Source organism: Streptomyces sp. NPDC058375 (genome assembly GCF_042723425.1).
Lineage (GTDB): Bacteria > Actinomycetota > Actinomycetes > Streptomycetales > Streptomycetaceae > Streptomyces > Streptomyces durocortorensis.
Map to the genome: position 1 here is coordinate 1 of NZ_JBHXJG010000410.1, position 3,956 is coordinate 3,956.

The 3,956-nt window shown below is 70.1% G+C and carries 5 protein-coding genes; 4 read left to right on the plus strand and 1 reads right to left on the minus strand.

Features of this window, described 5'->3' with window-relative positions; all coding sequences use genetic code 11:
* Positions 1-90 precede the first annotated feature (90 nt).
* A complete protein-coding gene (locus tag ACFWM7_RS34275) occupies positions 91-1,098 on the minus strand; it encodes an RNA polymerase sigma factor SigF (protein ID WP_383268406.1) in 1,008 nt (335 codons plus the stop codon).
* A 285-nt stretch (positions 1,099-1,383) separates the two neighbouring features.
* Between ACFWM7_RS34275 and ACFWM7_RS34280 the strand changes: the two genes are divergently transcribed.
* The 4 genes from ACFWM7_RS34280 to ACFWM7_RS34295 all read left to right on the plus strand — a co-directional run bounded on the left by ACFWM7_RS34280 (position 1,384) and on the right by ACFWM7_RS34295 (position 3,843).
* Entirely contained in the window at positions 1,384-1,752 is a 369-nt protein-coding gene (locus ACFWM7_RS34280; protein ID WP_383268408.1) for an STAS domain-containing protein, read from the plus strand.
* Positions 1,753-1,955: 203 nt separating this feature from the next.
* Positions 1,956-2,447 (plus strand): ATP-binding protein, encoded by a 492-nt coding sequence (locus ACFWM7_RS34285; RefSeq protein WP_383268410.1) that lies wholly within the window; start codon positions 1,956-1,958, stop codon positions 2,445-2,447.
* Positions 2,448-2,620: 173 nt separating this feature from the next.
* Positions 2,621-3,268 carry a peptidase gene (locus ACFWM7_RS34290; RefSeq protein WP_383268413.1) on the plus strand — a complete coding sequence of 216 codons (648 nt, stop codon included), beginning with the start codon at positions 2,621-2,623 and terminating at the stop codon, positions 3,266-3,268.
* Positions 3,208-3,843, plus strand: a complete 636-nt coding sequence (locus ACFWM7_RS34295; RefSeq protein ID WP_383268415.1) for a hypothetical protein — start codon at positions 3,208-3,210, stop codon at positions 3,841-3,843. Before ACFWM7_RS34290 ends, ACFWM7_RS34295 begins: the two co-directional genes overlap by 61 nt.
* The last annotated feature ends 113 nt before the right edge of the window (positions 3,844-3,956 follow it).

The following is a 3,956-nucleotide window of genomic DNA, read 5'->3' on the forward strand; positions in this document are numbered from 1 at the left end:
CAGGCTCCCGGCGATCCGGGGCGGGTCCTTCCGCGATGCTCGGCGTCGGGCCCGGGGAGCCCCGTGGCGGGGCGGCGGGCCGGGGCCGGGTCATTCCTCCAGGGTCAGACCCTTGCGGAGCTTGGTCAGCGTCCGGGAGAGCAGCCGGGACACGTGCATCTGCGAGATGTTCAGCTCCTCGCCGATCTCCGACTGCGTCATGTTGCTGACGAAGCGGAGCGAGAGGATCATCCGGTCCCGTGCGGGCAGCGCGGCGATCAGCGGCTTCAGGGACTCGACGTACTCGATGCCTTCGAGACCGTGGTCCTCGTAGCCGATACGGTCCGCGAGGGCGCCCTCGTTGTCGTCCTCCTCGGGCTTGGCGTCCAGCGAGCTCGCGGTGTACGCGTTGCTCGCGGACATGCCCTCGACGACCTCGTCGGGGGTGATGCCGAGGCGCTCGGACAGCTCCGCCACGGTGGGCGCGCGGTCCAGCTGCTGGGAGAGCTCGTCGCCCGCCTTCGCCAGGTCGAGCCGCAGCTCCTGAAGCCGGCGCGGGACGCGCACGGACCAGCTGGTGTCACGGAAGAAGCGCTTGATCTCGCCGACGATCGTCGGCATCGCGAACGTGGGGAACTCCACACCGCGGCTCAGCTCGAACCGGTCGATCGCCTTGATCAGGCCGATGGTGCCGACCTGGACGATGTCCTCCATCGGCTCGCTGCGGGAGCGGAACCGGGAGGCGGCGAACTTGACGAGCGCGAGATTCAGCTCGACGAGGGTGTTGCGGACGTACGCGTGCTCGTGCGTGCCCTCTTCGAGGGCCTCCAGCCGCTCGAAGAGCGTCTTCGACAGGGCCCTGGCGTCCAGAGCGCCCACTTCGGCGTAGGGCGGGATCTCGGGAAGCCCTTCGAGCCCTTCGAGCTCCTCGCCCAAGGCGCCGGAGAAGTCTGAGGTGGTGCCGGTCGTGCTGGTGGTGCTGGTCGTACCGGTGCTGCTGGTGGTGCTGGTGCGCGGGCCGGGAACGGCGGTCGCGGCGGGGGAGTCGGAATTGGTCGGTCCCTGAGGACATGCCGACGACGCGTTGTGGGTACGCGCTACGTCGAGCCGGGGTGACATGGTTCTCCTCCATCGTTCTCGGCATATGGCTGCCGATGCCCATACGTGTTCCTGCGGTGAAGCGGCGCCTCCGAAGCCGGTCGCGTTTCTGGTGTCCCTCTACCCATACCCGGTCCTGGCCAGCAGTGACAAGCGCCAATTGCTGCTATATGTCCGCTTTGTTGAGGTCTCCGACTACCGCGTGGCGAACGAAACGCGTACTGTTTTACGCACGTCGGCCGCAGCTATGCATGCAGCCGCACAGGCAGTGACGCGCACAGTGACGAACGGCGAAGAGGGACTGGCATGGACCGCGGGACGGTCGGCAGTGCGAACCGGGGGCGGCTTCAGGTCGAGGCCCGGACCGAGGGGCACAGCGAGGTCGTGACTCCGGTGGGTGAGCTCGACCACCACACCGCCGATCTGCTGCGGGTGCCTCTGGAGAGTGCGGTCGAACAGGGGCGTTCACGCCTGGTGGTCGACTGCTCTCGGCTGGACTTCTGCGATTCCACCGGGCTGAACGTGCTGCTCGGCGCCCGCCTCAAGGCGGAGGCGGCCGGGGGAGGCGTTCATCTGGCCGGAATGCTGCCCGTCGTGGCGAGGGTGTTCGAGATCACCGGCGCGGAGGCGGTCTTCACCGTCCACGCCACGCTCGAAGAGGCCCTGGCCACCTGACCCGGTACGAGCGCGTGACCGCGGACATCCCCGATGTCGGCTGCATCACGCGATCGTGTGCCTCAAGTGGGTGTTGTTGCGATATGGCAGGGCAGGAGACACCCCGGCGGTGCCCCGCAAGGGCTCCGGCACAATCGGTAACTGATCATTATCTGTTTCAACGGCGACATGGCGACATGGCGAATCGGTGAGGTGAAGCGCTGATGAGCACCACCCGGCAGCATCCGCCGGGCGACCTCGGTCGCGAGCCGGACGAAGCGGGCCCAGCCTCGCCCGTCCCGGCCGAGCGGCAGTGGCGCACGCTCTCGCTCGGGCAGGCCAGCGGCATTGTTCCGACGGCCCGTGACTTCGCCCGGCAGGCGCTGCACGACTGGGGCTGGCTCCCGGCGTCCACCGCCGACCGCAGGGCCGCCGCCGAGGACGTCCTGCTGGTCGTCTCCGAGCTGGTGACCAACGCGTGCCTGCACGCGGAGGGCCCCGAGGAGCTCCGGATCGGCCGCAGCCCCAAGGCGCTGCGGGTGGAGGTCGTCGACCGGGGAGCCGGGCAGCCCGCACCCCGTACGCCGCACCGCGCCGGCCGGCCCGGCGGGCACGGCATGTTCATCGTGCAGCGCCTCTGCCTCGACTGGGGTGTCCTGCGTACGCCGGACGCCCCGGGCAAGACCGTCTGGGCGGAGCTCGCCGCTCCCGCCTGACCGCACCCCTCGCACCTCCGCACCACCGAAGAGCGCGCCGGATCGGCGCGCTCTTTGTCTTCCCTCCATCAGGCCCCGGGCGTACCTTGAGCGCCCAATCTGATGTGCCGTCAGTAATGCGCGCCCGTACGGGTCGTGGCGCGCGGCGGCGTCCGGCAGGAGGGGAACACGAGGTGTCGAACCAGAAGCGGACAAATCTCGCGCTGGCGGCCGCGCTGGCGGGCTCGATCGTGGTGGCGGGCGCGCCCGCCGCGCACGCCGAGGTCGTGGACGTCAACTACCAGTGCGTGACGCCCATCGGTCCCAAAGGGGCGGTCTCGCCCATCGATATCAAGGGCGTGAAGAGCGGTAACGGCTACAAGCTCACCATGTCCTTCCAGAAGGGTGTCTCCTCCAGCCCGGTCGAGCTGGGGAAGGGGGCCATGAACCCGAGCGCCGTCATCGAACTGGGCGGCGCGGAGACGGGCAAGGTACAGGTCTCCGGCCCGGCGAACACCGAGGCGATTCCGGCCAACACCCCCATCAAGATCAGTGACTTGTCGGGGACGTACACCCCGAAGAAGAGCGGCAAGGTCACCTTCACCGCCGGGGTCCTCACCATCAAGGCCCTCGGTACGACGACCACCTGTACGCCCAAGAACAGCCCCGGCCCGTCCCTCGAACTCGACGTCCAGGGGGCGGGCGGTTCGTCGGGCGGCTCCACCGGGGCGGCGGCAGCACCGGCGGCGGGGGCGGCGAGACCGACTTCCCCGGCAAGGAGGTGTCCGTCGCCTACGCGTGCAAGACCCCCATCGGCGACAAGAACGCCACCTCACCGGTGAGGATCAGCGCCAAGAAGAGCGGCGGCTCCTACGACCTGACGGTCAAGTTCAGCAAGTCCGTGATGGACAGCCCGATCGACATCCCGGCCGACCAGGTCAAGCCGTCCATGGAGGTCAAGTTCGGCGGGGCGGACGAGGGCACGGTCAAGGTCGAGGGGCCGCTGAACAAGGAGGTCATCAAGACCGGCGCCCCGATCGAGATCCCCGACCTCACCGGCACGTACAAGCCCGGCGCGAGCGGGAAGTCCACGCTCAGCCCCGGAGTCCTGACGGTGATGGCCGCCGGTACGACGACCACCTGCACCCCGCCCGCCGATGTGGCCGTCTCGCTGGAGCTGGACACCTCCGCCCAGCCGGGCGGCGCGTCCGGCGGCAGCGGGAGCGGCGGCGCGGCGGGCTCCGGCGGAGCGGCCGCGTCCGGCGGCGGCACGGACTCGGGCGGCGGCCTGGCCGCCACCGGGGCCGAGGGCGACGGCGCGCTGAGGGCGCTCGGCCTGGTCGCCGGCACGGCGATCCTGCTGGGGGGCGCGGTGTTCACGTTCACCCCGTGGCGGAAGCTGCGCGGCACGCGCTGAGCGGGGGCGGAACGACCAAAGGGCCGCCGCACCGGAGCGTTCCGGAACGACGGGCCGCCGCACCGCAGCGTTCCGGAACGACGAAGGGCCGCCGCACCGGAGCGATTCCGGTG

Coding starts and splice junctions, on each gene's coding strand:
- ACFWM7_RS34285 (WP_383268410.1), top strand. CDS start 1,956: ATGAGCACCACCCGGCAGCATCCGCCGGGCGACCTCGGTCGCGAGCCG.
- ACFWM7_RS34280 (WP_383268408.1), top strand. CDS start 1,384: ATGGACCGCGGGACGGTCGGCAGTGCGAACCGGGGGCGGCTTCAGGTC.
- ACFWM7_RS34275 (WP_383268406.1), bottom strand. CDS start 1,098: ATGTCACCCCGGCTCGACGTAGCGCGTACCCACAACGCGTCGTCGGCA.